Genomic DNA, 25,287 nt, shown 5'->3' with positions numbered 1-25,287 from the left:
TCACGAAGCGCGGGCGCCCTCGACCTCGATGCGCGCGCCCAGGGCGCGGAGCGTCCCGACGAAGAGGGGGAAGCTCGTCGCGATGCAGCCCGCGTCGCGCACGCGCGTGGGCCCGCGCGCGGCGAGCCCGAGCACGGCGGCCGTCATCGCGATGCGGTGGTCGCCGCGGCTGTCGACGTCGGCCGCCTCGAGGGGCCGGTCGGGCCTGCCCTCGACGAGGAGCCCGTCGGTGCGCTCCTCGCAGCGCAGGCCGAAGGCGCCGAGCACGGCCGCCATCGCCGCGATCCGGTCGGTCTCCTGCACGCGCAGCTCCCGCGCGTCGAACACCTCGGTGACGCCGCGCGCCCGCGCGGCGAGGCCGAGCAGGATGGGCAGCTCGTCGAGGGCGCGCGCCGCGAGCTCGCCGCCCGCGCGCCCGCCGCGCAGGCCGGCGCCGGAGGCGATGTGGAGATCGCCGGTCGGCTCGCCGAGGGCCTCCCCCTTGATCTCGACGGCGACGCTGCTGTCCATGTCGCGCAGCACCTCGAGCAGGCCGGTGCGCGTCGGGTTGAGGCCGACGCGTCGCGCGGTGACGCGGCTCTCTGGCACGAGCTCCGCGGCGGCGAGGAGGAACGCGGCGGCGGAGACGTCGCCGGGCACGTCGAGGTCGAACGCCGGGAGGTTGCCGGAGAAGCGGGCCGCGTCGAGGCAGACCATCGCGCCGACCGAGTCGACCGGGACGCCGAGCGCGGTGAGCATGCGCTCGGTGTGATCGCGCGAGACGATCGGCTCGCGCACGAAGGTGGGGCCGTCGGCGAAGAGGCCGGAGAAGAGCAGGGCGCTCTTCACCTGGTCGCACGGGACGGGGAGGTCGTATTCGATGGACGAGAGCACGTGCGGCTCGGGGAGCGGCCCGACGTCGAGCGGCGCGGTGATCTCGCCGATCGTGCGCGGGTCGAGCTGCCCCTCGATGCGCCCGCCGCGGAGGCGGAGCGGCTTCGCGACGCGCTCCATGGGGCGGCGCGAGAGCGACGCGTCGCCGACGAGGCGCGCGGCGAAGCGCTGGGCGACGAGGATGCCCGAGAGGAGCCGCATGGTCGTCCCGGAGTTGCCGCAGTCGATGGGCCCGTCGGGGGCGCGGAAGCCGGAGAGCCCGGCGCCGTGGACGACGAGGTCGCCGGGCGACGGCTCCTCGACGCGGACGCCCAGGGCGCGCAGCGCGTCGACGGTCGAGCGGACGTCGCCGCCGAGCGACCCGCAGCGGACGCGGCTCTGCCCGGTGGCGAGCCCCGCCAGCAGGAGCGCCCTGTGGGCGATGCTCTTGTCCGCGGGGACCGGCACGCTCCCGATGAGCGGCCGCTCCGCCGGGTGGACGATCAGGTCGGGCACGCGATGCCGTTTAGCAGAACGGCGGGCGCAGGCACAGCGGGCGGGGCGGGGGGCGGCGGGGGCGCGGCGCGGCGGCGGCCCGTCCGGTGTCCGGGCGCCCGGGCGCATCCTGATGGTACGCTCGGCGCGCCGCGGGGAGCGGCAGGAGGCGGTGTGGACGTGAGCGAGGCACTGGACGTGGCGGCGCGCGTTGCGGCGCGGCTCGGCGCGGTCCCGGGCGTTACGGCGGTCGTGCTGGGCGGCTCGCGCGCCCGCGGCGCCGGCCACCCGGACTCGGATCTCGATCTCGGCATCTACTACGAGCCGGAGCGCCCGCCCGACCTCCCGGCGCTGCGCGCGCTCGCGCGGGAGCTCTGCGCGGGCGGCGCCGAGGGCGCCGTGGCGCCGCTCGCGCGGGAGCTCGTCGCGGCGGACCCCGGGGACGCGGTGACGCCGATCGGCGCGTGGGGCCCGTGGATCAACGGGGGCGCGTGGCTCGAGATCGAGGGGCACCGCGTCGACTGGCTCTACCGCGATCTCGCCCGCGTGCGGCGCGTGATCGAGGAATGCCGCGCGGGGCAGGTGACGTGCGACTACCAGCCCGGGCACCCGCACGGCTTTTTCAGCTCCATCTATCTGGCCGAAGTCCACGACTGCCGGCCGCTCTTCGATCCGGCGGGCGTGCTCGCCCCGCTCAAGGCGCTCGTGACGCCGTATCCGCCGGCCCTGCGGCGGGCGCTCCTCGATCGGTTCCTGTGGGAGGCCGGCTTCGCGATCGACACCGCGAAGAAGGCCGCGGGGCGCGGCGACGTGGTGTACGTGAGCGGCTGCCTGTTCCGCGCCGCCGCCTGCCTGGTGCAGGCGCTGTTCGCGCTGAACGAGCGCTACGTCTCGAACGAGAAGGGCGCGCTGCAGCGGACGCGGGCGCTCCCGCGGTGCCCCGAGGGCTTCGCCGACCGGGTGGAGGCGCTGCTCTCCGCGCCCGGCCACGGCGCCGAGGCGCTGCTCGGGAGCCTCGAGCGCATGGAGGCGATAGCGCGCGAGGCGCGCGACCTGTGCCGGCGGGACGCGCCGGGCTGCTAGCATCGGCCGCGACGGAGGGCGTCGCGGGCGCGGGGCCCGGGGACACATCGAGCGAGGACGAGGAGCCATGGAGTCGATCACGCTGGAGCACGGTCCGTCGGAGGAGCAGCTGGCGAAGCTCGGGGTCCGCGGCTGGCCCATCTGGACGAAGGAGGTGTCGACCTTCCCGTGGCACTACGACGAGCCGGAGACCTGCTACCTGCTCGAGGGCGACGTGATCGTGACGCCCGCGCAGGGCGGGGGCGCGCCGGTGCGGATCCAGGCGGGGGATCTGGTGACGTTCCCCGCCGGCCTGAGCTGCACGTGGGAGGTCCGCTCCCCGGTGCGCAAGCACTACCGCTTCGGCTGACCCGGGCCGCGGCGGGCGGCCGGCGGCGGCTCGCGCCGGGTCACGGCAAGTTGGCGTCGAGCCAGGCGAGCCGGGCCCTCAGGAAGTCGCGCATGACCTGCAGCTGCCCCTCCCACGTCGGCGCGGTGGGGCCGCCGAGGAAGCCCTCGCTCGACTCGATGATGTCCGACACCGGCCACTTGGCGAGGTCGCGGGCCGCGGCCTGCGCGAGCGGCGCGCTCAGCTCGTCCATGCGCTGCTCGAGCGCGGCCTCCGACAGGAGCGTCTGGCGCAGCGCCGTGTAGCGCGCCCGCACCTGCGCCATGAAGGCCGGATCCGCGGTGAGCTTCTGATACCAGTTGTTGACGTTCCTCGCGCCGCTGAAGCGGAAGCCGGTGTCGTTGTTCGACTCCGGCGCCGCGCTCTGGGCGCCCACGCCGCCGAGCGCGAAGTTGTAGTCCCAGAGCGGGCCGGCCTTGATCTTCTGATCGCGATCCTTGTGGTAGAAGGCGCTCCGCACGTAAGCGTCCACGTTGAGCGTCAGCTCGCTGATGATCAGGTAATCGATGAACGACGGCACGTCGATGTACGCCGCGTAATCGCCGATCGGCGTCTGATGGAGGCTGTCGTGGAACTCCTGGATATATTGTGTCAGCCAGGTCTTCTGCGCGTCGTTCAGGGGATCGGGATCCACGACCTCGAGATCGATCCAGCACGTGCCGCCCTGGCCGGGGCGCGGCCCGCCGCCGAAGCCTCCGAACGACGGGAGCGGATCCGAGCCGGTGCAGGTGAGCTTCGGCTCCTCGGCGGCCGCCTGATCGAACTTGAAGATGTAGCCGCCGCTGATCTTGGGCGCGTCGAGGTCCTCCTCCTCGAGCTGCTTGAGATCGGTGCGGGCCTCGTTGTTCTTGATGGTCTCCGAGATCCAGTAGATGCCCTGGTAATCCGCTTCGCCGATGACGCGCGCGTCGTAGTTCAGGTAGACCTCGGCGAACTCGTTGCGCGGCGCCTCCAGGCCCATGTCGCGGCCGAGGCTGTAGGTGAACGGGTTGCGGATCAGCGTGCGGTCGTAATACGGGGGGATCAGCGCCCAGTCCGAATCGGCGGGCATGCCGAGCATCGGGTAGTCGAGGTCCTTGTCGTCGTTGCCCCACAGCTCGACCTTGTAGGGTGTCTGGGGGAAGTTCATCGAGGACTGGCCGCGCACGTGATAGCCGCCGCGCATCGCCATCGTGGGCAGCGAGGCGATCGAGGCGACGCCGTTGACCGGCTCCCAGATCATCACCGCCGCGTCGAAGTAGACCTCCTTGTCGGTCGGCTTGCCCTGGCCGTAGCCGTCGATGATCATGATGGGCAGGTCGGAGGTCGCGTCGATGGTGCGCGCGATGTAGATGCCCGTGCTCACCGCGCCGCGCGCGTCGCCCCCCACGAACGCCTGCGCGCGGACCTGCGTCGTGGCGGTGAGGGTCACGGGCTCGCCCGTGTACAACGTGGAGGCCGAGGTCGGCAGCTGCCCGTCGAGCGTGTAGCGGATCTCGGCCCCTGCGACCGAGGTGGACATCTCCACCTGGATCTGATCCCTGAACGTCTGGCTCGGCGTGGAGAACGCGACATCCCCCGTCAGGGACGGGATCGTCTGCGGGGTGCCGTCGCCGGGTTCGGCCGGCGCCTGGCCGCAGGCGACGCTCAGCGTGACGAGGGCGAGCGAGAAGGAACGGTGGAGCCCGCGGAAGCGTGCCCGTCGAACAATGGTGCTATTTTCCACTGCCAGCCTCATTGACAGTTCAAGAAATCGTCATTGTACGGACACACAGGGCCGCCGCGCCACCCATTTCTCGAGCGGCGCTCTTGGCCTCTCGGTTCCTCTGTGCTCCTCCTGTGCCTCGGTGGTTGTTCCCCACGCTCCGCGGACCATGGGCGACCCGGGAGGACGCGGCGCCGGCTCGCATGCCGTCGACGAGGACCTTGCGCCGCTACTTCGACAATGTTAGAAGTAGGGTGTGCCGTCGAAGCTCGACCGTCACGCCGAACAGCTCGCCGCGCTCGGTCACCCGGTGCGGCTCGCGGTGCTGCGCTTCGTGGTGCAGGCCGGGATGGATGGCGCCCCCGCGGGCGACATCCAGGCGCATGTCGGGCTGGCGGCCTCGACGCTGAGCCACCACCTCAAGCGGCTCGTCGATTCCGGCGTCCTGAGGACGCGCGGCGAAGGGACGTTTCACTACTACAGCGCCGACTACGAGGCGCTCCGCGCGCTGACGGAGTACCTGTGGGAGGACTGCTGCAAGCGCGGCAAGTCGTGCTGCTGATTTTTTTTGCCCGTCTATTTCGAAAATTTTGGAAGCAAGTGGAAGGAAGGTGTGCGATGAATGTCCTCAAGCCTCATCTCTCGCTCAACGTCTCCAACATCGACGCCTCGGTCGCGTTCTACGAAAAGGCGTTTGGCGTGCGCGCCACAAAGCGCCGCCCCGGGTATGCGAAGTTCGACCTCGAGTTGCCTTCGTTGAACCTCACCATGCAGGAGGCGCCGCGCACCGGCGTCAACGCGAGCCACTTCGGCGTCCAGGTGGCGAGCACGGAGGACGTGCTCGAGGCCAAGCGGCGCTTCGAGGCCGCGGAGCTCAGGACGTTCACGGAGGAGGACACGGCCTGTTGCTATGCGGTGCAGGACAAGGTCTGGGTCGAGGACCCCGACGGCAACTCCTGGGAGGTGTTCGTGGTGAAGGGCGAAGCGGCCGTGATGGGGAGCCAGCCCGCGATGCCCGCGAAGAGCGAGGCCGCGTGCTGCGCGCCGTCGTGCTGCGTCCCCTCCAAGCAGGGCGATGCCGCCGCGCGCTGATCTCCTCCGCAGGGCCGTCGCCGAGGCGCTCGGGACGGCCCTGCTGCTCGCGACCGTGGTCGGGTCCGGGATCATGGCCGAGCGCCTCGCCGGCGGGAACGTGGCGATCGCCCTGCTCGCGAACACCATCGCGACCGGGGCCGCGCTGGTCGCGCTTATCCTGACCTTCGGGGCCATCTCCGGCGCGCACTTCAACCCGGCCGTCACGCTCGCCGACGCGAGCCAGGGCGGGCTCTCCTGGCGCGAGGTGCCCGCGTATGTCCTGGCGCAGGTCGCCGGCGCCTTCGCGGGCGTCGCCGTGGCGCATGTCATGTTCGGAGAGGCCCTCTTCTCGGCGTCGCAGCACGAGCGCTCGGGGCTCGCCCAGCTGGCGAGCGAGTTCGTCGCGACGTTCGGGCTGCTCGCCGTCATCTGGGGCAGTGTCCGGAGGCGGGCCGAGTCGGTTCCTTTCGCCGTGGGCGCGTACATCACGGCCGCCTATTGGTTCACCTCGTCCACGTCGTTCGCCAACCCGGCCGTGACGCTCGCCAGGGCCGCGAGCGACACGTTCGCCGGCATCCGCCCGGCCGACGCGCCGGGGTTCATCGTCGCACAGCTCGCAGGGGCGGCGGCGGCGACGCTGGCATTCCGCTGGCTCGTTCCCGCCCTGCCCGAGGTCGCCGAACGCGTGGTCGATCGCGCGCTTCCGGAGGATGCTCAATGAATATCGTGCTCTTTGCCTGCGTTCACAACGCGGGCCGCTCCCAGATGGCCGCGGCGTGGTTCAACGCCCTGTCCGACCCGGAAAAGGCGCGCGCCGTCTCGGCCGGCACCGAGCCTGGCCCGCGCGTCCATCCCGAGGTGCTCGCGGCGATGGCGGAGGAGGGGATCGACCTCTCGGCCGTGAAGCCCCAGCGGCTCACCGACGCGCTGGCGCGCCAGGCGGCGCTGCTCGTCACCATGGGATGCGGGGAGGCGTGCCCCGTGGTCCCAGGGCTCCGGCGTGAGGACTGGCCCCTCGAGGATCCCAAGGGCAAGCCGGTGGAGCGCGTGCGGGAGATCCGCGACGAGGTCCGCGCGCGCGTGGCCGAGCTCGTGTCGCGCGAGGGGTGGGCCGCGGCGCGCCCGGCGGAGGGAGGCCGGGGATGAGCCGCGCGCCGGGAGGCGCAAGCGGACTGCCGGCGATCGCCGCCGGGCGGCGTTTTATGCACGCTCCGCGGGAAGAAGCGGTAGCGGTCGACGACGTCGAGCAGCCCGGAGCGAGTCGTCATCATGGATTCGTCACCTGGCGCACCTCATCTCGCGACCACTGCCATCTCCTACAAAAGACATACTCCGAGTATGCGAGTTGACATGCGGTGCGTAGGGATTATATACCGGCACGCGGGGCTTATATCATCGACCGTCCCGCACAATGAAGCGCGGAGGACCTGAAACCCTGAAGCGGTGCGAACGTCTCTCGCCTTTGTCGGCGGAACGACGCCGCGTCGGGAGGTCGGGCCTGCCTTGCTTGAACAGGAGCAAATCATGGCCAAACGCGATGCGATCTTCCCTGCCGGTCGGCAAGCGCTCTACGAGATCAACCGCTATTCGGCGGCGATCCGCTCGGGCGACCTTCTGTTCGTCTCGGGCCAAGTCGGCAGCCGCGAGGACGGGTCGCCCGAGCCGGTCTTCGAAAAGCAGGTCCAGCTCGCCTTCGACAACCTCGCGGCAGTGCTGAAGGCCGCCGGCTGCACGTTCGACGACGTCGTCGACGTGACCTCGTTCCACACCGACCCGGCCAAGCAGTGGGACGCGGTGAACGCCGTTCGACTGAAGGCGATCGGGGAGCCGCCCTACCCGAACTGGACCGCGGTGGGCGTGAACTGGCTGGCGGGCTTCGATTTCGAGATCAAGGTCATCGCGCGCATTCCTCGGTCCACCTGATCGATGGCATCACCAGACACCAGCCTTGGGCTCCGAGGGCCGGGGCCCCGCGTGGCTGGCGCTCTCGTGGTTCCTCGCCGCGGGAGCGCGGCAGGCCGCGCCGGGCGGCGCCTCGGCACCACCTGAACGCCGGCCAGCGCCGCTCGGAAGCGCATCGGCGTAAGAGAGCTTACGCGAGATCGCCGACCGGCGGCGCTCGGCGCAAGTCCACTGTCGGCGATCGCCGCCCGGGGGCAGATCGACGTAAGCTTTCTTCCACGCGATCGCCGCCCGGAGGCGTTTTGGCGTAAGGCATCTTACTCGATGTCGCTGGTGGGCGGCGCCTTGGAGTAAGATATCTCACCAAAATTGCCGCCCGGCACCCATGTCGGACGAGTGGACTGCGCGCACCCGCCGGCACGCGGCAGATGATGTAAGATTGATTGCTTTCATGCGGTGGAGGGCGGCTGATCGAGCAATCCGGCTTACTGGCTTGCGTCGTGTCGTCTCCCGCGGGGATTCATCGCGGCGCGGGGTCAGGGGCGCTCGGCTCAGGCGCCGTCGAAGGGATCGTCGTCGTCGCCGCCGCCGGCGGGCGGCACGTCGTCGCCGGCCGGCGCGGGGTCGACGGCGCCCTCGGCGCCGCCCTTGCGGCCGCGGCGGTCGGCCCGAGCGGACTCGCGGCGGAGCCGGCCGAGGAGGCGTTCGGTGATCTCTCCGGTCGCCGCCTTCTCGAGGGCGAGGTTCGTCTCGATGGCCCGGACCACGCGGATCCAGGCGTTGCGGGCGTTCAGCACCTCGCGCGGCGTCGCGCCGTCGATGTTCGCCGGGGTATTCAGCGCGAGCTGCTCGCGCTGCGCCTCCACCTTCTCGATCTCGAGCGCGGCGGCGACCCAGGCGTCCACCACCTGCGAGAGCGGCCCCTCGGGCGTCTTCAGCTTCTTGAGCAGCTTCTCCGACGCCTCGTTGAGCCGCGACGGGAGCAGCTTGGCGTCGCCGGCCTGGTCGCCGTAGCTCCGCGCGACGGCCTTGAGCCCCGCCGGCGCGAGCCGATCGCGCAGGTCGAGGAGCGCCGCGGCGAACTCGGGATCGTCGGTCATCTCGGCGAGCGCGCCGAGGTAGTTGTACGCCCCGCGCAGCTTGCGATCGTGGGTTGCGTCGAGCGCGAGGGCTTTCTCCATGAGCGCCTTGGCCTGCTGCTGGAGGCTGGTGCCGAGCCGCTGCGTGGTGAGGATCCGGCCGTGCGCCTCATCGACCGCGGGCAGGAGCGGGGCGAGCAGCGGCAGCGATGTGAAGACCTTCCGGTCCTGCTCCGGATCGAGCCACGGGCCCGAGATGTTGACCATCGCCTGGGGGCTGAGATTGCGATAACCCATGAGATACCCTCCTTTGGTCAGGGGCGCCCCGAGTGTCGATCCTGGGTTGACGGGATGCAACCTGCCGGGCGCTCGGGTGGGCGTCGCGGTCGTGCTCTGTGACCGGAGGGGGGTCGACCCGCACGGCGGCCCCGGGCTCGCTGGCGCCGCGTACCTGGACGCCCCGCCCGGCTGGCCGCATGCAACGGAGGGCGGACGTGGCATCGAGGCGCACGCCGACGCGATCGGGACCGTCGCTGACTTGGAGAGTTGCGGTAGGCTTCCGGTCCAGGGGAACCCGGCGAGGAGGCCACAGCCTGCATGGGGCTGCCCGGCTCTCGGGCGACGGACCAAAGCGAGGAGGAGACGTGAACGCCGACCTTAGCGAGCTCCAGGGCAGCGGCCATCGGGTCCTGGTGATCGATGACGAGGAAGACATTCGAGACACGCTGGATGTCTTCCTCTCCTCGGAGGGGTACGAGGTCGCTACCGCGGAGAGCGGCGAAGCAGCGGTGCAGAAGGCACAGCGGGAGCCCTTCGACCTTGCGATCACCGACCTGCGGATGCCGGGGATGGGGGGAGACGAGACGGTGGCCGCCTTGAAGCGCCTCGACCCGTACCTGCCGATCATCGTGGTCACGGGCTATGCATCCGATGAGTCCGTCGTGCGCTGCTCGAAGGCGGGAGCCTTCCGGATCGTCAGCAAGCCGGTGCAGCTCGACGCGTTGCTGCTCCTGGTGCAGGCAGCGCTCGGCCGAGCGCGCGTATGACGAGCACGCCGCCAGCACGGTCCGCCAGCGCGGCCGTGCTGGCGAGCTCGGCCAGGTGGCCGACGGCGGCGCCGAGCTGGACGACGCGCGCCGCGACCGCTGCGGCTGCCCGGCGGGGACCACGCCGAGCCCGTGCCCGAGGCGCTCGTGGGGGTGAAGGGGGCGGTGCGCCCGGGTGAGCCTGGATGCAGGGGCCGAGCGGCGGGAGCTCGACGCGGCGGATGGCGGCGCGCTCGGCGCCGCGCCGGCCTCGCGCTCCATGGCGCCCGACCTAACGGCGCGGCCGACCCTGCTTACGCATTCGTCAGGTCGATCGCCGGGAACCCGGTCCACGCCTCACCGAGCCACGAGAGCCGGCCATCGTCCTCATATTTGACGAGCATCGCCGGAATCAAGTGGAGCGCGCTGTACAGCGCCTGGAAAGCGTCGATGCCGGCTCCGTGTGATTTGTCGGTGTCCCCTGCTCCGGCGACTTCCACGTCGGCTTCCCAGCACCGCGCGGATGGCCTGTACTCGGGGGCCCACACTCGAACTCGGATGCTTTCTTGTGTCCCGCTCGGAAGTATCAGCTCGATCTTACGCTCCGCGATCACGTCCGGCATGCCCACCAGCTAGCGCCTTCGTCTGCGATGTCAAGCGCCCTAGCTCAACAGGAGTTCAGGCACTTCCTCTGCCCATTTTGGCGTGCCCGTTCGCAGATGCTCTTCAGGAGCAGGGGCGAGCGCTCTTCACAGTAAAGCTCCCATCGTGTCGAAAGCGCGAGACATGCGGTGGGGCAACTGGAACGGCACTTCGCTTTGCCCGCGGATCGCCCTTGGCTGCTCTCCGAAAGACAGAGACTTGTTTCGGGGCGCGTCAGATATATTCCATCGCTGATCCGCACATGAGCCTCCAGATGTCGGCGCCCTCGTCCACCGCATCTTCGCACCGACCTCGTGCTGCGAGCGGCTCGCCAGCCTCCAGAGTCTCCTCGTCCAACAGGGCTTCCGATCCAGGTGTCGGGTCAACCATACACGAAGGGATGGAACAGCAAACGAGAGCGGCGGTGATGGTGTTGAATGTTCGCATGCCGCGCCTGTTGCGACCGGTGTGCCGGGTTCAAGTGTGTTGCCCAGAGCCGCGCCCCATCTCTTCCGAATTATCGCTTTCAGGCCACTCCGGTTCCTTGCCCATTGCCCACCTTCGCGGACGTCCGCTTCGCGAAGCGCGGCGCGGCCCGGCGCCGAGGAGGCTGGCTCGGTGCTGCCGTCTATGTCGCGTATATGGCGCCGGAGAAGACAGCGCGGCGACGCCGGTCGAGGCGGACGCCGGGCCGCTCGGAGAGGCCGCGACGGCCGAGGGACATCCATGGCGAGCGCACCAGCCGTCGGCGGTGAGAATTTTTGCTCGAGAAACACAATGCGTTCCTGGCCAGCAAATTGGATCATCGAGGGATTCACAGCGCCAGGAGACCCGTGGTAACTCACCTCTGCGCGAGGAAGGGACGCCGCTCCGGCCGAGGCTGGGCGGGAAGAGGGATGGCGCGCCGGACTGGGCCAGCGCGGCATCCAGTCCTCGCGTCGGGCCGAGGTGAAGCTTGCTGCGTTCTGCGCTGGTCATCGGTGGGTCGAAGGCGGCGGCCGTCACGATGTTCCTCCTCGCGCTTCCGCTGGCCTCCGCCGCCTCGCCGCCACGACCACCACCTCGGTCGCCGCGCGTGGCCGTCTTGGTCAGGGAGGCGGAGGCGGCCTTCGAGCGGCTCGATATCGCGCACGCTCGCGACCTGTGGGCGCAGATCTATGAGCTCGAGAAATCCACGGTGGCGATCTGCCAGCTTGGGCAGCTCGACCGCCGCCTCGGGCGCTGGGTGGACGCGGCGGGGGAGCTCACGCGCTGTGTGCAGGGGATGCGCCCGCCGGCCACGCCCATGGAGCGGCGGCTCCACGACACGCGGCACGCGGACCTGGCCGCGGCGCGCCGGCAGGTGGCGGAGCTCCGCGTATTCGCGCCCGCCGGGGCGGCGCCCGTGCTGGTGGACGGCCGGATCGTGGACGAGAGCGGCCGGATCTACGTCGAGCCCGGGCAGCACGAGGTGACCGCGGCGCTGCCGGACGGCCGGAAGGCGCGCTCTGCCGTGCGTGTCACCGCGGGAGAGGCGCGGGCCGTGCTCCTGAGTCCGGAGCCGGCGAGCCTCCGCCCGGCCGCGCTGCCGCCGGCGAGGCCGGCGGGCGCGCCGACTCAACCGGCGGCTCCTCCGGCGCCGTGGCTTCTCTATGCGGGTTCAGCGGCATCTGGGGCGTTCCTGGTGTCCGGGATCGTGCTGCACGTCGTGGCATCGCTCGAGGACAGCGCCCTCCAGGCCGAGATGTGCAAGCCCCGTTCGACCGGAAACCCGAAGTTGCTGGAAGAGTTGCACGCCGTCGAGGTACAGCAGCACATCAGCACGGCAGCCCTCGTCGCAGGTACCGCCCTGGGGGCCGCGACACTCGTGGTTGCCATCCTCCCGAGCGGCGCCCAGATCCGCGCGCACAGCGCTGGCGCGGAGGTGCGTTTCTCGTGGTAGAGCCCGGTATCATCTGGGAGGGTCACCGGATCCTCAGCGAGGTTCACGATGGCCTGGTGCGCACGTTCCTCGCCCAACAGGTAGGCGACGAGGGCGCGACCGTCTGGTTGCACCTGCGCGAGGGCCAATCGATGGATCGGACGGCCTTCGCTTCCGAGCTTCAGCGCCTGCAGGAGATCGCGCGAGCGGTCCCGCAGGTCGAGCCCGTGCTCTACGGCGACGCGGGCGGCCTCTCCGCCTGGGTCGCGTGCCGGCGAAGCCACGGGATCAGCATCAAGGACGCGACGCGTGGGGCCGATCTCGGCGCCACGGTGCTGCAGATGGTGATCGATGTCGCCCGCGCGATCCAGCGGTGCCACGCGCTAGGCTGGTGCCATGGGGCGCTCGGGCCGGACCGGGTGTTCATCACATCGAAGCGGGACTACAGCATCAACCAGTTCGGCCTCGTGCGGCTGTTCCGGATCGAGCCGCACGAGGCCGCGCGGGAGCCGCTGGTGGCGCCTCCGGAGCTGCTGCGCGGCGACCGGGTGGGGCCACGGGCCGACGTCTACGGACTCGGGACCTTGCTCTACGAGCTCGCCTGCCGTCGCTCGCTCGACGCCGGTCAGCCCGGCACGCTCGGGGCGCTGCGGGACAGGCCTGTGATCCCGGTCGGTACACCGCGCGCTGTCGCTGCCGCCATCGAGATGGCCTTGGAAGAGGATCCGCGTCGCAGATACAGGAACGTGGACCACTTCATCACCGTGCTCGAGGGCCTCGTGGAGGCATGGCCCACGCTGGACCTGGAACCGAGCGGCGGCGAGGAGCAGGCCTCGGTCGCCGGCGGCGTGCCGTCGACCTTGCGCAGCTCCCATCTGGAGGGGCCGCGCTCGCCGGCGCCAGTGACGGAAGAGCAGGACGCCCGTTCATCCGAGGTCGAGCCGGCGGCTTCGCTGCTGAACGACGATGAGCCTCAGCTGCTGGAGATCCCCTCTCTTGACGTGCCATTGTGGACGGCTCCCGAACCGCAGGAGCTGGTCCTGCCGCCGCCGCCATCCCTCGTCCGACAACCCGGTCGAGCGCCGATGATGGCCCCGAGCAAGGCTGCCGTCACGCCGCCCCGGCGGCTCGCCGGCCGCATTGCCGTTTCGGTCGCCGCAATGGCTGTGCTGTGCGCGGGCGTGCTCTTGGTGCGTCCGGCCCGGATCGTGCTCCGCGCGGAGAAGCTCTCGGCAGCCCTGGCGCAGCAGGTCTCGGCGCTGCCGGAGGGGCGGCGCTCGCCTCCGCCGCCGGTTGTGGAGCCGACGCCTCCGGAGGAAGCGGACGGCCGCCCGCGCGGTGCGCTCTCGCGACGAGCGGGCGTGGCGGCGAAAGCCGAGCTGCGCCGGCCGTATTGCGAGGCCGGCGACGTCAGCTGCGGTCCTGCGTTGTACTAGGAGGGCTTCTGTCGATGCGATGCGTGCTTCTGTTCATCGGCGTGAGTGCTGGGCTAGGCTGTGCCTCAGATCTCGACTGCCCCGGCTCAGGCCCCCACGAGGGAGACCCGGCCGTGTGGCTCTGGAACGGCACGCAGAATGAGGCGCCAGGTTGCGCGGAAGCGACCGAGATCCTCTGGGAAGGTTGGAGAAAAGGTTCTCTAACCGCCCCGGATTCGCCGACATTTGCGCGTGCTTGCGCCGGCGTCGTCCGAGAGAACATCCCGGACGGGTATACCCTTTGCGTCATCCCGACCGAAGTGGAGGAGATTTGCTGGGATGGATATGCGGACCACGCGATCTACGTGGAGGAAGATGGCGAAGAGCATGTGATGTGCTGCACGCCTGCGGGTAACCCGCCGACGGTGCTCCCTCAGGGCTACGGCGGATGCACGACATGAGCGAGCGGCTCGCTGGTGCGCTCTCAGCCGTGCTCTGGGTTGCCTTGGGCTCCTCGGCCAGCGCATGCGTCTCCCATCCCGAGATCTCGGGCAAGGTGATCATCACGCGGGATGGCGAAGAGCTGGTGCTCGACACTGGCGGCAACGGAACGAGGGTTGTGGATGCGAGCGGCGAGGTCGCAGGAGGGTGCATCGTGCGCAATCAGACGGAGCTGAGCGTGACGGTGCAGAAGGAGGGAGTTGCCTTCTCGTTCTTCGACCTGGTGGACCAGGCCGGTCTGCCCCATGTGTCCGCGAGGATCGACGGCGAGCTGTACCAGGGTGCGTGCGAGATCATCGTCGAGGAGCAGCAAGGCGACCTGTACGAGGCCGACGTGGCGGCGGGGCCGTGCGATCTCGTCCGGCTCTTCGACGGCGCCAAGGCGCGTCTCGAGACGGCGGTCTTTCACGTCTCGGACTGCAGCGGGGCCGACTAACGGGCTCTCCTGCGGGCAGCACGCGTTTTCCGGCGGCGCCCCGCCTGCCAGCGCCTTGGCGCGCGCTGCGCGGAGCGCGGCGAGCCAGTGCGCCTGGTCCGGGTCGCTGGCCCACGGCGGGAACTTCGCATAGAGCGTTTCCCAGAACTCGCGCGCGGCCGCCTCGGCTGTCGCGAGCTCGCTCTCGCCTTCGGGCGCGTCCTCGACGCGGTCCGCGAACGCTCGCCAGGGTTCCGAGGTGGCGTGGGTCAGCTTCGGCCACGGTCGGCCGGGCTCCCCGTCGAAGAGCCCACCGCTGCTCTGGAGATAGCTTTCATAGGCGGTCCGCGCGATGGCGTCCCGCCGGTGGCGATTGACATGCGTCGTGCAGCAATCGCGAACCACCTGGGCCCATTCGCGGTCCTCCTCCGGCACGTCGCCTCGCCAGGCGCTCGCGTACAGGGCGCGCAGCTCCCGGTTGCGGGACAGCCACTCGGCCCTACCGGCGGAGATCGGCATGGTCCGGAGGGCGCGCTCGCGCGCGGCCATCGGTCCAGGGTACTCCGGCAGACCTGCCCCCCAGTACCACGGTGGCTCCAGCATCGGAGGGACCGGCATTCTGCTGGAGCTCGGCGTGCCGCGCCCGAGCTCAAACCCCCTCTGGAAGGCGCGGAGCGCCTCGGGACGGTGCGGCGCGGCCGCAGCGTCGGACGACAGGGTTCGCCAGAGATAGGAACGATGGAGACGCGCTGCCGCATCGACCGCGGCGCGCTCGCGCTCGCGCTCGCCGGCAGGTGGCACCTCGAAGATCCGGACCGACGCGAAGAACGCGCTCTCGACGGCGCCGAGCAGCATCGGCCATGGGACGGTGAGCTCCCCGGGGACGGGCACCGGATTGCTCTGGAGAGCGCTTGCGCTGGCCCTCGGGTCGGCGCCGTTCGGCCCCGGAACGTCGATCCATCTCCTGAATGTCTCGCGGTGCGCTGCTGCCCAGGCGCGGTCGGCCTCCGGCAGGTCATCGAGCCATGCATCGGCGCAGAGCGTGCCCAGAGCCTCGAAGTGTGCCGTCCAGGCCTCGGGGTCCCTGGTCGAAAACAGCCGCTGCCCGAGGGACGCCTCGCAGATGCTGCGGCGTACGAGGGGCTTCGGATTCGCGATCGAAGGCATCACCAATCGTCCCTCCGGGTTGGCCGTCCGGGTCGGTGGGCCCTCCGCCCGTCAGGAGCTCACGTCTACCAGAAGATCCGACCCGCCGCTGCCGGCTCCACGCTGACACCGGACCACGCGAGCGTATTGATGAAACGGACGCCGCAGGTCGCCACGATCGCAACGTGCTGCGTCGACAGGTAGGCTGCACCGGCCTCCACAGCCGGGAAGAGCCCAAGATACCGCAGGCACAACCCCCACGCATTGCACACAGGGATGCGCCCGAAGTCGAGCCGCGTCGTGAGCTCGAGCGACAAGGGCGCGCGGAACGGCATGGCCCGGATTGCCGCCGCCGGTCCTCCAAGGACGCCGAGCCAGCGTGCGTCGCCGCCCAGACCGAAGAGCCCCACGTCGGCGCCGATGCCGATGTCCACGGCTTCGCGGATGGGCCATCGACGCAAGCCGGTGATCGACGGCATGATGCCGCCCGTCGCGTGCGCAGCACTGGCCCCCAGCACGACGTAGGCGGCTTTGACGCCGATCTCCCATCGCGGCGGCGCGAGCCCTTCCGCTCGGGCGCCCGTGGACGCGAGCGACAGCGCGAGCATCCCGAAGCACTGCCCCGTCAGCGTGCTACGTGCCCATCTCCGGCGGACCATCGTCGGCCTGCGCCTTTCTTCGAGCAGCGCGGAGCGCAGCGAGCCAGTGCGCCTGGTCCGGGTCGCTGTCCCACGACGGCGCCTCTCGGTAGAGCGTGTCCCAGTATTCCCATACTGCCGCCGCGGCCGTCTCCGGCTCGCTCTCGCCCTCGGGGGCGTCCTCGACACGATCCACGAAAGAGCGCCATGGATCCGAGGTGTCGTGGCTCATGCTCCCCCACGGTCGAGCGAGCTCCCCGCCAAAGCGTCCATCGCTGCTCTGGAGATAACCTTCATACGCGCTCTGCGCGAGGGCATCTCGCCGGTGGCTGTTGACCGACATCATGCAAGCTTCACGATACGCCGCTGCCCAGATGCGGTCCTCCTCGGGCACGTCCTCCCGCCAAGCGATCGCATATAGCGCGTGCAGTTCCTGCTCGCGCTCCGACAACTCCTCTCGAGTGGTCGGAAACGGCAAGGCCCGTATCGCACGCTCGCGCGCTGCGCTCGGCCCGGGGTACTCAGGAAACCCGGCTCCTCCCCAGTAACGGGGCGGCTTTAGCATCGGAGGGATAGGCCTCGTCAGCGTCCTCGGTTTTCCACGGCGTCCTATGCGAAAACCCCTCTGGAACGCGCGGAGCGCCTCGACCCGGTGCTGCTCGGCCGTGTCGTCGGATGTCAGCGTCCGCCAGAGATAGCTCTTGTGGAGACGCGACGTCGGATCCTCCGCCGCACGCTCGCTCGCGCCGGGGCGCATCTGTTTGGAGATCTCGATCCTGGTAAAACATGCGCTTTTGACGGCTTCCAGCAGCATGGGCCAGGGTGGAGCGGGGCTCGCGTTGAAAGCAGGGCCCCGGACAGCGCCTGCGTTCGATCTATGGCCAATAGCAAGGTGCCCAGAATCATCGATCCATCGGCTGAATTTGGGGCGATGCGATTCCGCCCATGCACGATCTTCCTCGGGCAGGTCGCCTTCCCATGCTTCGGCGCATAGCTGGCCCAGATCCTGGAGGTGCGATTTCCATGTCGCCGGATCCTTTGTCGTAAAGAGACCGTGCCCGCAGCCTGCTTCACGCACCTTGAGCATTCCAGGGGGGAACCTCGCCCACCATCTCATGGCCGATCTCCCGGCTGACCGCCCGTCGGGTTGGTGGGCTCTCCGCCTGTTGGATCGGTGGGGTTGGGAGGGCATCCCCAGCCCGGCCCAGCGCCGAGCGGGCAGAGGAGCGGGACGAGCTCGGGAAACGCCCATCCAGGAGGCGGTGCGGGTAGCTCGATCAAGGCTTGCATGATATCGTCGATGTCGACCGCGCTAGGATCTGTCATCTCGGCCGGCAGCTTGTCGGGATCGTAGCGGAAATCCCACACAAAGCGGCATTCCACGGTGGCTCCGCCCGGGATCGGCAGACTGTTCAAGAGGTCGGTCTTCCTGGCTTGAGTCTCCACGGATTGCCATAGATCCTTCGCCATCACGTAGGTGATGTTCTTAGGTGTTCCAAGAAGAATATCGAGGATGTCGGCGACCGTACACGGCGGCTCCTGGTCGGCCCAGTTGGTCCACTGACCGCCAGCCTGGTAGCGGCATTGGAGTTTGCCGACTTGATCATTCTTATCCCTGGTCTGAAGCCACTTGGTCGCCGCGGAGTCCATGCTCAGCTTGGTCAGGAAGTCGATCCTATCTGGCGGCAGCGACGCGATACGGTTTCTCAGCTCATCGCGATCGCTGGGATCCACGATGGAGCAGCCGCAGGCAAGCATGACGAGCAAGACGCCGCACCGATGGTTCATCGGTTTCCCCTCCCCAATCGACCGAGCCATCTACTCGAAGATGGTGGCCGCCCTTACCAGAGCCCGCCCTGGCCGGTCAACGCCCGAAGGGCCACGGCGCGAACGCTCCCGCCGCTCCGCCGTGGCTTCGAGCGCACGGAACCGGCGGTGTCCACCCCGGAGCCCCGCACCCGCCGCCCCCGGTTTCGATTAACATCGGATCTCATGGGTTCTGTTCATCGCTCTGGGAGGATCCGTCTCTGCATGAAGACCGCCCGCGTGCTGGCGACAGGCATGCTCTGCGCCCTGCTCTGCGCCGCCTGCGCCGCCTACTCCGAGCCCGCGCCGCCCGAGATCTCGGTCGGCGCGGTCGACGGCACCGACGCCGTGATCGCCGTCGTGCGCGGCGAGGGCGCGGTCACGCTCTACGTCTGCGGCGGCGCGAGCACCTACGCGACCATGACCCGCTGGTTCGAGGGACCCGAGGACCCGAGCGGCGCGTTCTCGATCGAGAGCGCCGGCTGGACGGCGACCGCCGATCCCGGCGGCGAGTCCGGCCAGCTGCGCACGCCCGACGGCGCGGAGCTCGCCTTCCACGCGCGCCCCGCGGCGCGGGGCAGCATCGAGGGCCTCTACGCGGCAGACGACGGCGGCTGCCGCACCGGCGCCGTCGTCTTCACCCCCGAAGGCGCCGAGTCGCCCGCGCTCCAGGGCACCTGGTGCGCCGTCGGCGACCGCTTCGCCCAGGTGACGCCGCTCCGCCCGCTCTCCGCGCTCGATCGGCGCGGGATCCAGGTGCAGGTCGAGCTCGACGGCGCACGGAAGAACCTGCTCGTGACGCCGCTCGGGCGACCCTGAGCCTCCTCCGCGCGCCCCGCCGCGCCCCCGCCGCGCACCCCGCCGCCCTCCCGCTCCGGCGTTGAGTTCCGCTCCCGCCTGATCGAAAGTCCGCAGATGGCGGACGCAGCCCGGCCGCGCAGACGGCACCTCGCCGTGCCCGCGTCGCGCTTCCTCGGCCGCGACCGCGAGCTCGCCGCGATCGCCGAGCTCTTCCGCCGCGGCGAGCGGCTCGTGACCGTCTGGGGGCCGGCCGGCATGGGCAAGACGCGGCTCGCCCTGGAGCTCGCCAGCCGCTGGGACGAGGCCCGGCCGGCCGAGGCCGTGTGGCTCTGCGAGCTCACCGCCTGCCGCGACTTGCGCGCCGTCTGCGGCGCGGTCGCGCGCGCGATCGGCGCGCAGGTCGCGGCAGGGCGCCGGGAAGCGACGCTCGTCGAGCGGATCGGCCGCGCCCTCGCGACGGTGGGGCCGGCGCTCGTCGTGCTCGACAACCTGGAGCACGTGCTCGAGCAGGCAGCGCCCGCCCTCGACGCGTGGGTACGCGCGGCGCCCGAGGTCCGCTTCCTCGCGACGTCGCGCGAGCGCACCCGCTTGCCCGGGGAGATCGGCTGCGAGCTCGGCCCGCTCGAGCTCCCCGCCGAGGGCTCGGCCGAGCGCAGCGCCGCCGTGGCCCTCTTCCTCGACCGCGCCGCGGCCCACCGCGGCGGCGCGCCGGCCAGCGACGAGCGGCTCGCCGACGTCGCCGCCCTGGTGCGGCGGCTCGAGGGCATCCCGCTCGCGATCGAGCTCGCGGCGGCGCGCGAGGGCGTGCTCGGCGTGCGCGGCCTGCTCGCGCGCCTCGGGAGCCGGCTCGACCTGCTCGCGGGCGCGGCGCGCGGCAGGGAGGCGCGGCAGGCGACGATGCGCAGCGCGATCGAGTGGTCGTGGGACCTCCTCGACGACCGCGAGCGACGGGCGCTCGCCTGCTGCTCGGTGTTCCGCGGGCCGTTCTCGCTCGCGGCGGCCGCGGCCGTCCTCGCGGAGCCGGACGCCGCCGCGATCGACCGGATCGAGGCGCTGCGCGACAAGTCGCTGCTCCGCGCGGCGCCCCCGGGGAGCGACGGGGCGACGCGCTTCGCGCTCTACGAGGGGGTGCGGGAGCTCGCCGCCGAGAAGCTCGCCGAGCGCGGGGAGCGCGAGGCGGCGGCCGAGCGGCACGCGGCCTTCTACCTGGCCGCCGGCGAGGCCGCCGCCGCGGATTTCGAGCGGCGCGGCGCGCTCGACGCGCTCAACCGCATCGCCGGCGACCTGGAGGAGCTGCTCGCCGTCGCCGAGGGCGCGCTCGCCGCGGCGGCGACGCCGCGCGCCGGCGCCGTCGCCGCGGGCGCGGTCGCCGCGGCGGAGGCGCCGCGCGCCGGGTCCAGCGCCGCGGCCGAGGGAGCGGTCGCCGCAGCGCCTCGCGCCGCGGCCGAGGAGGCGGTCGCCGCAGCGCCCCGCGCCGCGGCCGAGCGCGCGCTGCGGGCGCTCTCCGCCATCGAGCCCGTGCTCAGCACCCGCGGCCCGTTCGGCGCGCAGCTCGAGCTGCTCGACCGCGCGCTCGCCGCGGCCGAGGCGCTCGCGGCCGAGCCGCGCGTCGTGGCCCGCGCGCTCGCGGCGCGGGGGCGCGCGCGGCGGCTGCGGGGGCAGGCGGAGGCGGCGCTCGAGGACCTCGAGCGCGCCCGCGCGCAGGCGGCGGCGCTCGGCGAAGCGGCGCTCCTCTCCGGGATCCTCGCGGACCTCGGCGTGCTCCACCACGGCCGGCGCGACATGGAGCGCGCGCGAGACCACTACGAGCAGGCGCTCGCGCTCCACCGCGCCCTCGGCGACCGCCGCGCCGAGGGGCGCGCGCTCGGCAACCTCGGCGCGCTCCACCACGACGAGCGCCGCGAGGCCCAGGCGGCCGCCTACTACGAGCGGGCGATCGCGATCGCGGCGGAGATCGGCGACGGCCGGCAGGAGGGGATCTTCTCGACGAACGCCGGCCTGCTCGAGCAGGAGCGCGGCGCGCCCGCGCTGGCGCGGCGGCGCTACGAGCGCGCGGCCGCGATCCTCGGGGAGGTGGGCGATCTGCGGCTGCTCGCGATCACGCTCGGCAACCTCGGCGCGCTCCACCACGAGGAGGGCCGCCTCGCCGACGCGCGCGCCTGCCACGGCCGCGCCGTGGCGCTGCTCCGCGAGGTGGGGGATCGCCGCTCCGAGGCGATCGCGCTCTGCCGCCTCGGGGCGGCGCTCGCGTCGGTGGGCGAGGTGGACGAGGCGCGGCGCGCGCTCGATCCGGCCGAGCGGCTGCTCGCGCAGCTCGGCGACGAGCCCGACGTGGAGCTCGCGCGGGTGGCGTCGGGCTTCGTCGACCTCGCGCGCGCCCAGGCGGCGCGCCGCGCGGGGCAGGGGGACGAGGCCGCGGCGCACGTGGGCGCGGCGCGGCGCAGGATCGCGCGCGCCCGCGAGGGGTCGCCGTCGAGCGCGAGCCGCTCGGACGACGTGCGGCTGCTGCTGCGGATCCTGGAGCGCAGCCTGGCCGCGCTGGGCGACGTGGCCGAGGCGCGGGCGGGGGCCGAGCGCGAGCTCCTCCTGACCGAGGGGGCGCGCTTCGTCCGCCCGCCGGGCGGCGGCTGGCACGATCTGCGCGAGCGCCACGCGGCGCGGCGCCTGCTCCTCGCGCTGGCCGAGCAGCAGCGGTGTGCGCCGGGTCGGGGGCTCTCGCTCGCGGCGCTGAAGGAGGCGGGGTGGCCCGGCGAGCGGATCTTGCCGGAGGCGGCGGCGAACCGGATCTACGTGGCGATGAACCAGCTGCGGAAGCTCGGGATGAAGCCGTGGCTCCGGCGAGACGCGGAGGGGTACTCGCTGGATCCGGCGCTGCCCGTCCACTACGTCGCGGTGGAGCCGGGCGCGAGGGTCGGGGGCGATTCGCGCGGCGGGACGGGCGAGGGTGAGGGCAGGGGTGGGGGCGGGGGGAAGCGGCGGTAGGGGGTAGTTGCCGGCTGGACGGCCCCCGGAGAGGGTGATCGTGGGGCGGGGCGGGGTGGGGGCCCCGCCGAACTCGGCAGAGACATGGCGCCGGAGGCGCCATGTCTCTGCCTCAAACATCGGCCCATCCCCCACCCCGCCCCGCCCCACGATCACCCTCTCCGGGGGCCTGCGGATATCGGTGGGCAATGGGCCGGGAGCGGGGGAGCGCGCGAATCGCTTTAAGAGAGGATTAAGGGGCGCGCCTGCGCTCCGAACGTAGTCTGTTGAGCGGAGGTCACGCCATGCGCATCATCCCTTCTGCCCTGATTGTCGTTGCCCCTGCCATGCTGCTCGCGGGCTGCAGCCCGAGCCGTGAGACCGAACCCGCCGTCGCGTCGAGCAGCGCGCCGGGGGCGGGATCGGGAGGATCCGGCGGGAGCGCGGGCGGCGACGCCGTGGGGAGCGGGGGGGCGGGGGCCGGCGGCGCGCTTCCGGCCGAGGGGGCATGGCACCGGCAGATCTCCGGACCCGATATGGAAGATGCGATGTCCCTCGCGATCGACGGCGGCGCAAACATCGTTCTGGCCGGGAGCTCGCGCGGAGCGGCCGACTTCGGCGAGGGCGCCACGCCGCTCGCCGGCTTCGAGGACCTCTTCATCGCCAAGTACGCGGACGACGGCGCCCTGCGCTGGGCACACCGCTTCGGCGGCAGCCTGGTGACGGCCACGGGGATCGCGGTCGACGCAAACGACGGCATCGCCGTCGTCGGCCACGCCTCGGGCGGACCGCTCGAGGCCGGCGACCTCGCGCTGGATGAGCCGGAGCGAGACGACATCTTCGTCCTCGCGCTCGACCGGGGCGGCGCCCCGCGCTGGATGCACCGCCTGGGCGGCGCCGGCTTCGATTTCGGAGGCCGTGTGGCCGTCGGTCCCGGCGATGACATCGTTGTCGCCGCCCAGTCCGGGAGCAGCCTCACCCTCGCGAGGTTCGCCGCCGACGGGGCTGTCCGCTTCGCGACGGACGTGGGACATCTGTCCGGATACGCCTCGTCGTTCGCTCCGATCGGCGGGGTGGCCGTGGACCTGCACGGCGACATCGTCGTCGCCGGGAACTTCTCCGGCGGCGCCGACCTCGGCGGGGGCGCCATCACCGGGCTGAGGGGCGATCAAGCCTGGGTGGCGAAGTACTCGGGCGAGGACGGCGCCCACCTCTGGTCGAGGCACTTCGGCGCGCCCGAGGATCACGGCATGGGCCTCGGCGACAAGGCGCAGACCCTGCTCCTGGACGAGCGCGGCGACGTGCTGATCGCCGGCCAGTTCGCGGTGGGCGCCGATCTCGGGGAGGGGCCGATCGGCGACACGGGCGGCGCGTTCCTCGCGAAGCTCGCCGGCGAGGACGGCGCCGTCCGATGGGCGAAGCCGCTCCCGGCCGCCGGCGTCGTCTCGACCAGCCTCTCGTTCACCCCCGACGGCCGGGTCGCGCTCATCGCCTCGCTCAGGGCGCCCTTCGACCTCGGCGGCGGCAGGGTGGACGAGCGGGGAAGCTACATTGCCACCTACGAGCCAAGCACTGGCGCGTTCGTCGCGCAGCGGCGGATCGTCGAGGTCGGCACGATGATCAGCGACACGCAAAACGGGTTCTTCGGTATGGGCGCCTCCGCGATCGACGCGAAAGGGAACCTCGCGATCGTGACGAGCTTCTACGAAGAAGCGCAGACCGGCTTCGGCGCCCTGAAGAGCGAAGGCTGGGGCGACATCCTCCTCGCGCACCTTCCGCTCTGAGGCGGAGTGCGGTCATCAAGCTTCCTCTCCTCCTCCTCCCGCCTCCCTCCTCTCCGCCGCCTCATGCGCCAGCGCCCCCGCATGGATGGCCCTCACCTCGTCGATCGTGCTGGCCTCCCCCGCCGCCTTGTCCGGCCGGTACCGCTTCACCCGCGCGAACCGCAGCGCGACCCCCCCCGGGTACTGCGGGCTCGCCTGCACCCCGTCGAACGCAATCTCGACGACGAGCTCCGGCCGCACATACACCGTGTACGCGTCGCGCGTGATCTCGAGCTCGAGCAGCCGCTGCGTCTGCCACGCGAGCATCTCGTCGGTCATGCCCTTGAACGTCTTGCCGAGCATCACGAACCCGCCGGCGCCGGGATCGCGCGCGCCGAGGTGCAGGTTGCTGAGCAGCCCCCGGCGCCTGCCGCTGCCCCACTCGACCGCGAGCACGACGAGGTCGAGGGTGTGCGCCCGCTTCACCTTGAGCCACGAGCTGCCGCGCCGGCCGGCCTCGTAGGGCGCGGCGAGCGACTTCGCCATCACCCCCTCGTGGCCGCGGGCGAGCGCGTCGGCGAAGAACACCTCGGCCTCGGCCTCCGTCGGCAGCTCGATGCGCGGCACGCGCAGCGACCGGTCGAGCGCCTGCCGGAGCGCGGCGGCCCGCTCGCTGCCGGACCGATCGAGCAGGTCCTCGCCGTCGAGGTGCAGCACGTCGAAGAACAGGGCGCGGAGCGGCAGCTCGGCGCGCAGCGCGGCCACGTCGAGCGTGCGGCCGAAGCGGCGCATCGTGACCTGGAACGGGTGGGGCGCCCCGTCCGCGCGGAAGGCGATCGCCTCGCCGTCGAGCACGATCGAGCGGACCGGGAGCGCCCGCACCGCCTCGACGACCTCCGGGACCGCCTTGGTGACGGAGTTCAGGCTGCGGCTGAAGACGCGCACCTCGTCGCCGGCCTTGTGCACCTGCACGCGGGCGCCGTCGAGCTTCCACTCCAGCGCCGCCGCGCGGAGCTCGCCGAGCGCCGAGGCGACGTCGTCGGCCGCCTGCGCCAGCATCGGCTGCACCGGGCGGAGCAGCTGCAGCGAGAAGCGCTGGAGGCCGGGCGCCCCCTCGAGCAGCGCGGCCTTGGCGACCTCGGCCGCGTCGCCGGCCAGCATGACCGCGCGCCGCAGCGAGGCCGGCGGCAGCCCCGCGGCGCGCGCCACCGCCTCGATCATGACCGCCTCGAGCGCGCCCTGGCGGAGCTCGCCGACGAGGAGCCGCGCGAAGAAGTCGCGCTCGAGCTCGGTGGCGCGCGCGAAGAGCCCGCCGAGCGCCGCGCGGCGCTGCGCCGCCGACCCCGAGCCCGAGGTGCGCGCGATCTCCGTGAACACCGCGTCGGCCTCCCCCAGGGTGAGCGCGGGCTCGACGGCGGACGGGCCGGCGCGGCGGGCATCGGTGACCATCGCGGGCCCGAGCCCGATCCGGCCCTGACGCAGCCGCCCGGCCAGCCAGTCGACGCCGATCCGCACCTCCTCGGGCGAGAGGCGGCGCAAGAGATCGGCGAGCGCACCGATCTTTTCGAGACGGCTGGAGGTGGTGGCGACACGATCGGAAGTGGCGACGAGATCGGAAACGAGCACGCAGGTATCCTACCCTGGCATCTCGAGGGCGCACGCTCGAGGGGTCCTATGATGAGGCCGCCGCGGTGTGTCCCTTGCCACGGAACCGAGG

General features: G+C 71.7%; 23 protein-coding genes. 14 read left to right on the top strand and 9 right to left on the bottom strand.

Features of this window, described 5'->3' with window-relative positions:
- Entirely contained in the window at positions 1-1,368 is a 1,368-nt protein-coding gene (gene aroA, locus WME98_RS11235) for a 3-phosphoshikimate 1-carboxyvinyltransferase (RefSeq protein WP_437951336.1), read from the bottom strand.
- A 159-nt stretch (positions 1,369-1,527) separates the two neighbouring features.
- On the opposite strand from aroA, the gene WME98_RS11230 reads away from it, so the two are divergent.
- Both WME98_RS11230 and WME98_RS11225 read left to right on the top strand, forming a co-directional pair.
- Positions 1,528-2,430 carry a nucleotidyltransferase domain-containing protein gene (locus WME98_RS11230; protein WP_437951335.1) on the top strand — a complete coding sequence of 301 codons (903 nt, stop codon included), beginning with the start codon at positions 1,528-1,530 and terminating at the stop codon, positions 2,428-2,430.
- A 67-nt stretch (positions 2,431-2,497) separates the two neighbouring features.
- Entirely contained in the window at positions 2,498-2,779 is a 282-nt protein-coding gene (locus tag WME98_RS11225) for a cupin domain-containing protein (protein WP_437951334.1), read from the top strand.
- A 40-nt stretch (positions 2,780-2,819) separates the two neighbouring features.
- Here the strand turns inward: WME98_RS11225 and WME98_RS11220 are convergent, their stop codons facing one another.
- The gene (locus WME98_RS11220; RefSeq protein ID WP_437951333.1) at positions 2,820-4,523 is read right to left on the bottom strand and encodes a CotH kinase family protein; all 1,704 of its coding nucleotides are present in this window, start codon (positions 4,521-4,523) and stop codon (positions 2,820-2,822) included.
- 235 nt (positions 4,524-4,758) lie between these two features.
- Between WME98_RS11220 and WME98_RS11215 the strand changes: the two genes are divergently transcribed.
- The 5 genes from WME98_RS11215 to WME98_RS11195 all read left to right on the top strand — a co-directional run bounded on the left by WME98_RS11215 (position 4,759) and on the right by WME98_RS11195 (position 7,499).
- Complete coding sequence (locus WME98_RS11215) at positions 4,759-5,064, top strand: ArsR/SmtB family transcription factor (RefSeq protein WP_437951332.1); 306 nt, start codon at positions 4,759-4,761, stop codon at positions 5,062-5,064.
- 56 nt (positions 5,065-5,120) lie between these two features.
- Positions 5,121-5,594: an ArsI/CadI family heavy metal resistance metalloenzyme gene (locus WME98_RS11210; RefSeq protein WP_437951331.1), complete on the top strand. Its 474-nt coding sequence runs from the start codon at positions 5,121-5,123 to the stop codon at positions 5,592-5,594.
- Complete coding sequence (locus WME98_RS11205) at positions 5,578-6,297, top strand: aquaporin (RefSeq protein WP_061629564.1); 720 nt, start codon at positions 5,578-5,580, stop codon at positions 6,295-6,297. Before WME98_RS11210 ends, WME98_RS11205 begins: the two co-directional genes overlap by 17 nt.
- Positions 6,294-6,722: an arsenate reductase ArsC gene (locus WME98_RS11200; RefSeq protein WP_437951330.1), complete on the top strand. Its 429-nt coding sequence runs from the start codon at positions 6,294-6,296 to the stop codon at positions 6,720-6,722. The genes WME98_RS11205 and WME98_RS11200 overlap by 4 nt, the downstream gene beginning before the upstream one ends.
- 378 nt (positions 6,723-7,100) lie before the next feature.
- Complete coding sequence (locus WME98_RS11195) at positions 7,101-7,499, top strand: RidA family protein (protein WP_061629562.1); 399 nt, start codon at positions 7,101-7,103, stop codon at positions 7,497-7,499.
- 530 nt (positions 7,500-8,029) lie between these two features.
- Here WME98_RS11195 and WME98_RS11190 read toward each other — a convergent pair.
- Complete coding sequence (locus tag WME98_RS11190) at positions 8,030-8,854, bottom strand: hypothetical protein (protein ID WP_437951329.1); 825 nt, start codon at positions 8,852-8,854, stop codon at positions 8,030-8,032.
- Positions 8,855-9,201: 347 nt separating this feature from the next.
- Between WME98_RS11190 and WME98_RS11185 the strand changes: the two genes are divergently transcribed.
- Positions 9,202-9,603: a response regulator gene (locus WME98_RS11185; RefSeq protein ID WP_061629559.1), complete on the top strand. Its 402-nt coding sequence runs from the start codon at positions 9,202-9,204 to the stop codon at positions 9,601-9,603.
- A gap of 293 nt (positions 9,604-9,896) precedes the next feature.
- On the opposite strand, the gene WME98_RS11180 is transcribed toward WME98_RS11185, so the two are convergent.
- A complete protein-coding gene (locus WME98_RS11180) occupies positions 9,897-10,205 on the bottom strand; it encodes a DUF6968 family protein (protein ID WP_437951328.1) in 309 nt (102 codons plus the stop codon).
- Positions 10,206-11,299: 1,094 nt separating this feature from the next.
- Here WME98_RS11180 and WME98_RS11175 point away from each other — a divergent pair.
- The 3 genes from WME98_RS11175 (at position 11,300) to WME98_RS11165 (ending at position 14,000) form a co-directional block, all read left to right on the top strand.
- Entirely contained in the window at positions 11,300-12,145 is an 846-nt protein-coding gene (locus tag WME98_RS11175; protein WP_437951327.1) for a hypothetical protein, read from the top strand.
- The gene (locus WME98_RS11170) at positions 12,139-13,560 is read left to right on the top strand and encodes a protein kinase domain-containing protein (RefSeq protein ID WP_437951326.1); all 1,422 of its coding nucleotides are present in this window, start codon (positions 12,139-12,141) and stop codon (positions 13,558-13,560) included. Before WME98_RS11175 ends, WME98_RS11170 begins: the two co-directional genes overlap by 7 nt.
- Before the next feature lie 113 nt (positions 13,561-13,673).
- On the top strand, positions 13,674-14,000 hold the full coding sequence (locus WME98_RS11165) for a hypothetical protein (protein ID WP_437951325.1): 327 nt from the start codon (positions 13,674-13,676) through the stop codon (positions 13,998-14,000).
- Positions 14,001-14,023: 23 nt separating this feature from the next.
- Here WME98_RS11165 and WME98_RS11160 read toward each other — a convergent pair whose 3' ends face one another.
- The 4 genes from WME98_RS11160 to WME98_RS11145 form a co-directional block, all read right to left on the bottom strand.
- A complete protein-coding gene (locus WME98_RS11160; RefSeq protein ID WP_437951324.1) occupies positions 14,024-15,622 on the bottom strand; it encodes a hypothetical protein in 1,599 nt (532 codons plus the stop codon).
- 65 nt (positions 15,623-15,687) lie between these two features.
- A complete protein-coding gene (locus tag WME98_RS11155) occupies positions 15,688-16,209 on the bottom strand; it encodes a hypothetical protein (RefSeq protein WP_437951323.1) in 522 nt (173 codons plus the stop codon).
- A gap of 25 nt (positions 16,210-16,234) precedes the next feature.
- Positions 16,235-17,326, bottom strand: a complete 1,092-nt coding sequence (locus WME98_RS11150) for a hypothetical protein (RefSeq protein ID WP_437951322.1) — start codon at positions 17,324-17,326, stop codon at positions 16,235-16,237.
- Between the two features lie 26 nt (positions 17,327-17,352).
- Positions 17,353-18,027 carry a hypothetical protein gene (locus tag WME98_RS11145; protein WP_437951321.1) on the bottom strand — a complete coding sequence of 225 codons (675 nt, stop codon included), beginning with the start codon at positions 18,025-18,027 and terminating at the stop codon, positions 17,353-17,355.
- A gap of 243 nt (positions 18,028-18,270) precedes the next feature.
- On the opposite strand from WME98_RS11145, the gene WME98_RS11140 reads away from it, so the two are divergent.
- The 3 genes from WME98_RS11140 (at position 18,271) to WME98_RS11130 (ending at position 23,591) form a co-directional block, all read left to right on the top strand.
- Complete coding sequence (locus WME98_RS11140; RefSeq protein ID WP_437951320.1) at positions 18,271-18,864, top strand: hypothetical protein; 594 nt, start codon at positions 18,271-18,273, stop codon at positions 18,862-18,864.
- 96 nt (positions 18,865-18,960) lie between these two features.
- Positions 18,961-21,828, top strand: a complete 2,868-nt coding sequence (locus WME98_RS11135) for an ATP-binding protein (RefSeq protein ID WP_437951319.1) — start codon at positions 18,961-18,963, stop codon at positions 21,826-21,828.
- Between the two features lie 527 nt (positions 21,829-22,355).
- Positions 22,356-23,591: a hypothetical protein gene (locus WME98_RS11130; protein WP_437951318.1), complete on the top strand. Its 1,236-nt coding sequence runs from the start codon at positions 22,356-22,358 to the stop codon at positions 23,589-23,591.
- A gap of 15 nt (positions 23,592-23,606) precedes the next feature.
- Here the strand turns inward: WME98_RS11130 and WME98_RS11125 are convergent, their stop codons facing one another.
- Positions 23,607-25,196, bottom strand: coding sequence for an ATP-dependent DNA ligase (locus WME98_RS11125; protein WP_437951317.1), 1,590 nt, complete (start codon positions 25,194-25,196; stop codon positions 23,607-23,609).
- Positions 25,197-25,287 lie beyond the last annotated feature (91 nt).

The sequence above is a fragment of the Sorangium sp. So ce296 genome, assembly GCF_051529605.1.
Taxonomy (GTDB): domain Bacteria; phylum Myxococcota_A; class Polyangia; order Polyangiales; family Polyangiaceae; genus Sorangium; species Sorangium cellulosum_D.
The sequence above is the reverse complement of the archived record's forward strand: the minus strand, read 5'-3'. Positions and strand labels throughout refer to the sequence as shown.

What these genes read in the sequence shown, in the direction of transcription:
- WME98_RS11130 (WP_437951318.1), top strand. Translation starts at nt 22,356, where the DNA reads ATGTCCCTCGCGATCGACGGCGGCGCAAACATCGTTCTGGCCGGGAGC.
- WME98_RS11225 (WP_437951334.1), top strand. Translation starts at nt 2,498, where the DNA reads ATGGAGTCGATCACGCTGGAGCACGGTCCGTCGGAGGAGCAGCTGGCG.
- WME98_RS11200 (WP_437951330.1), top strand. Translation starts at nt 6,294, where the DNA reads ATGAATATCGTGCTCTTTGCCTGCGTTCACAACGCGGGCCGCTCCCAG.
- WME98_RS11150 (WP_437951322.1), bottom strand. Translation starts at nt 17,326, where the DNA reads ATGCTCAAGGTGCGTGAAGCAGGCTGCGGGCACGGTCTCTTTACGACA.
- WME98_RS11190 (WP_437951329.1), bottom strand. Translation starts at nt 8,854, where the DNA reads ATGGGTTATCGCAATCTCAGCCCCCAGGCGATGGTCAACATCTCGGGC.
- WME98_RS11155 (WP_437951323.1), bottom strand. Translation starts at nt 16,209, where the DNA reads ATGCTCGCGCTGTCGCTCGCGTCCACGGGCGCCCGAGCGGAAGGGCTC.
- WME98_RS11140 (WP_437951320.1), top strand. Translation starts at nt 18,271, where the DNA reads ATGAAGACCGCCCGCGTGCTGGCGACAGGCATGCTCTGCGCCCTGCTC.
- WME98_RS11205 (WP_061629564.1), top strand. Translation starts at nt 5,578, where the DNA reads ATGCCGCCGCGCGCTGATCTCCTCCGCAGGGCCGTCGCCGAGGCGCTC.
- WME98_RS11180 (WP_437951328.1), bottom strand. Translation starts at nt 10,205, where the DNA reads ATGCCGGACGTGATCGCGGAGCGTAAGATCGAGCTGATACTTCCGAGC.
- WME98_RS11195 (WP_061629562.1), top strand. Translation starts at nt 7,101, where the DNA reads ATGGCCAAACGCGATGCGATCTTCCCTGCCGGTCGGCAAGCGCTCTAC.
- WME98_RS11210 (WP_437951331.1), top strand. Translation starts at nt 5,121, where the DNA reads ATGAATGTCCTCAAGCCTCATCTCTCGCTCAACGTCTCCAACATCGAC.
- WME98_RS11160 (WP_437951324.1), bottom strand. Translation starts at nt 15,622, where the DNA reads ATGCCTTCGATCGCGAATCCGAAGCCCCTCGTACGCCGCAGCATCTGC.
- WME98_RS11135 (WP_437951319.1), top strand. Translation starts at nt 18,961, where the DNA reads ATGGCGGACGCAGCCCGGCCGCGCAGACGGCACCTCGCCGTGCCCGCG.
- WME98_RS11145 (WP_437951321.1), bottom strand. Translation starts at nt 18,027, where the DNA reads ATGAACCATCGGTGCGGCGTCTTGCTCGTCATGCTTGCCTGCGGCTGC.